This window comes from Pseudomonas sp. SDO5591_S426, assembly GCF_054070755.1.
On the sequence record NZ_JBSVXD010000345.1, the window covers coordinates 1 to 3147 of the forward strand.

At 60.6% G+C, this 3147-nt stretch carries 3 protein-coding genes; 2 read left to right on the plus strand and 1 reads right to left on the minus strand.

Going from position 1 to position 3147, the window contains the following annotated elements; translation table 11 throughout:
• Positions 1-72: 72 nt before the first annotated feature.
• Positions 73-1371, minus strand: coding sequence for an MFS transporter (locus tag ACW9JC_RS29655; protein WP_457459486.1), 1299 nt, complete (start codon positions 1369-1371; stop codon positions 73-75).
• A gap of 363 nt (positions 1372-1734) precedes the next feature.
• On the opposite strand from ACW9JC_RS29655, the gene ACW9JC_RS29660 reads away from it, so the two are divergent.
• Together ACW9JC_RS29660 and ACW9JC_RS29665 are read left to right on the plus strand one after the other, a co-directional pair.
• Entirely contained in the window at positions 1735-2139 is a 405-nt protein-coding gene (locus ACW9JC_RS29660; RefSeq protein ID WP_007896491.1) for an acyl-CoA thioesterase, read from the plus strand.
• A 72-nt stretch (positions 2140-2211) separates the two neighbouring features.
• Complete coding sequence (locus ACW9JC_RS29665; protein WP_457459488.1) at positions 2212-3111, plus strand: D-hexose-6-phosphate mutarotase; 900 nt, start codon at positions 2212-2214, stop codon at positions 3109-3111.
• Positions 3112-3147: the final 36 nt, after the last annotated feature.

The window sequence follows — 3147 nt, forward strand, 5'->3', positions numbered from 1 at the left end:
TTGAAATGCATTCCAAATGTGGGAGCCAGCCTGCTGGCGATTGGGCCGGTTCAGACGATAAAAAAATCGAAATCAGCGACCCTTCTTCCAGAGATAAGCCCCCACCAGAATCCCGACGCCACATAGCACCGCCACATAATAGGCAGGCCCCATCGGGCTCTCCTTGAGCAGCAGGCTGACGATCATCGGCGTCAATCCGCCGAAAATCGCGTAGGCCACGTTGTAGGAGAACGACAGACCGCTGAAGCGCACCACTGGCGGGAATGCCTTGACCATCACGTATGGCACCGCGCCGATGGTGCCGACCAGCAAACCCGTCACGGCGTACAGCGGGAACAGCCAGTCGGGATGGTCAGCCAGGCTGTGATAGAAGGTCCAGGAACTGGCCAGCAACGCAGCACAGCCGATCACGAAGACGCGTCCCGCACCGAAACGATCGGCCAGTGCGCCGGCAATGATGCAACCGAAACTCAGGAACACGATCGCCACGCTGTTCGCTTGCAGCGACGTGGTTGCCGAGAAGTGATAGACCGTTTGCAACACGGTCGGGGTCATCAGAATCAGCACCACGATGGCGGCGGACAGCAGCCAGGTCAGCAGCATCGAAATGGCAATCGCACCGCGATGATCACGCAGTACCGCGCGCAGCGGCACTTCTTCAGCCAGGGCCTTGCGCTGTTGCAGCTCGGCGAACACCGGGGTTTCGTGCAGCCAGCGGCGCAGGTACACCGAGAACAAACCGAACACGCCGCCCAGCAGGAACGGGATCCGCCAGGCGTAATCCGCCACTTCCACCGGGGTGTAAATGCTGTTGATCGCCGTGGCGACCAGAGAACCCAGGAGGATGCCCGCCGTCAGGCCGCTGGTCAGGGTGCCGCAGGCATAGCCGATATGGCGTTGCGGTACGTGTTCGGAAACGAAGACCCAGGCGCCGGGCACTTCACCGCCAATCGCCGCGCCCTGGATCACTCGCATCAGCAGTAACAGGATCGGCGCCCACATGCCGATCTGCGCGTAGGTCGGCAGCAGGCCCATGATCAGGGTCGGCACCGCCATCATGAAGATGCTCAGGGTGAACATCTTCTTGCGCCCCAGCAGGTCGCCGAAGTGCGCCATCACGATGCCGCCCAGCGGCCGCGCCAGGTAGCCGGCGGCGAAGATGCCGAAGGTCTGCATCAAGCGCAGCCACTCGGGCATGTCCGCCGGGAAGAACAGCTTGCCCACCACCGTGGCGAAAAACACGAAGATGATGAAGTCGTAGAACTCCAGCGCGCCGCCCAGGGCCGACAGCGATAGCGTCTTGTAGTCGTTGCGGGTGAGCGGACGTGCGGATTGGGCAGGCTGCGCGATACTCGAGGGCGCTGTGGTCATGGCAAAGGCTTCTCTAATAGTCAGGTCTGCCGCCCCGACAACGCAGGCAAGGGCTCGGGCAGGATCGGCACGATAGCAAATTGTTCGAAAAAGCACATAGAGGCACGTAATTGACGGTCAAAATGAGAACCGGACGGTCGTCTCGGAGTCTACCGACCGATATACTCGCAACTGTGCGACGGCTTGCAAGGGTTGCTGTGCGAAAACGCCTGTCAGGTTCATAGGCGATTTCGCAGAGTTTCCCTTTAGGCGCCTTATGGAAAACGTGACGAACGTAGTATGTTCGGTGCTGAATCGTTTTTCCCGAAGACGGCTACCACCAGCAGCACCAACGAAGAGTCACGGGTCAGAGGCACCCCCGGCATGATAGAGCTCGAACAAGAAGATCCGATCCCGCAAGGCGACCTGGCCCTGCAAATTACCGCGCTTCCGCGCGAAACCAACGGCTTTGGCGATATTTTCGGCGGCTGGCTGGTGGCGCAGATGGATTTGGCTGGCACCGCGATGGCCAGCAAGGTTGCCGGTGGCCGCGTAGCCACGGTTGCGATCGACCGCATGGCGTTCCTGGTGCCGGTGGCGGTGGGCGCTCAGCTCTCTTTCTATACCCAGGCACTGGAAATCGGCCGCAGCTCGATCCAGATGATGGTTGAAGTCTGGAGCGACGATCCGCTGTCCAGCGAATGGCGCAAAGTTACCGAAGCGGTATTCGTGTTCGTGGCCATTGATGGCAGCGGCCGCACCCGCTCGGTTCCGCCCAGAGCTCGTTAAAACCGGGAAGCGTTAAACCCGACGACCGATTCACGGTCCATTGCAGTCCTGTTACTGATCGAGAGCTGTCCCATGAACACGCCCAACGTTGAAGCCGTGAAACTGGATGAACTGAACTGCTGGCGCATCCGCCACGGTCAGGCCGAATTGCTGGTGGCCCAGCAAGGCGCGCACATCCTCAGTTATCAACTGGCCGGCCAACCGCCGCTGATCTGGCTCAACGATGAGGCGGTGTTCAAGACCGGCAAAAGCATTCGTGCTGGCGTGCCGGTGTGCTGGCCGTGGTTCGGCAACTTCGAGCGCAACCCGCCGAGCGTGAAAGCGATGCGCGTCAGCCACGAGCCGGCGCCCGCCCACGGTCTGGTGCGGGCAATGGACTGGGAACTGGGCGGCATCGAAGCCGAGGGCGAAAGCCTGAAGGTCGAATTCCTCCTGCCCTACCCCGAAGGTGGCCTGCCAGGCTGGCCGCATCAGGTGGACTTGAAGCTGAGCATTCGTCTGGATGAGCAACTGCATATCAACCTGATCAGCCATAACGTGGGCACCGAAACGGTGACCATCAGCCAGGCCCTGCACAGCTATTTCGCCGTCAGCGATGTGCGCAACGTGCATGTCGAAGGCGTGGACGGCTTGAGCTACATCGAGACGCTGGAAGACTGGAAAACCAAGAAACAATCCGGTGATCTGCGCTTTACCGGCGAAACCGACCGCATCTATCTTGATGCCCCGCCACTGCAGAGCATCGTCGATCCGGCCTGGGAACGACGCATCGAATTGACCAGTACCGGTTCACGCACGGCGGTGATCTGGAACCCATGGATCGACCGCGCCGCTGCATTCAGCGACATGGCCGACGATGGCTGGCAGCGCATGCTGTGCATCGAAACGGCGAATGTGATGGGCGATGTGGTGAGCCTGGCACCGGGTGCCAGTCATACACTGGGCGTGAGCGTCGGTAGCAAACCACTTTAAGTTCAAAAGATCGCAGCCTTCGGCAGCTCCTACACC

Bases quoted from the DNA above. Each gene is read 5' to 3' on its own strand.
- ACW9JC_RS29655 (WP_457459486.1), bottom strand. From the start codon at position 1,371: ATGACCACAGCGCCCTCGAGTATCGCGCAGCCTGCCCAATCCGCACGT.
- ACW9JC_RS29660 (WP_007896491.1), top strand. From the start codon at position 1,735: ATGATAGAGCTCGAACAAGAAGATCCGATCCCGCAAGGCGACCTGGCC.
- ACW9JC_RS29665 (WP_457459488.1), top strand. From the start codon at position 2,212: ATGAACACGCCCAACGTTGAAGCCGTGAAACTGGATGAACTGAACTGC.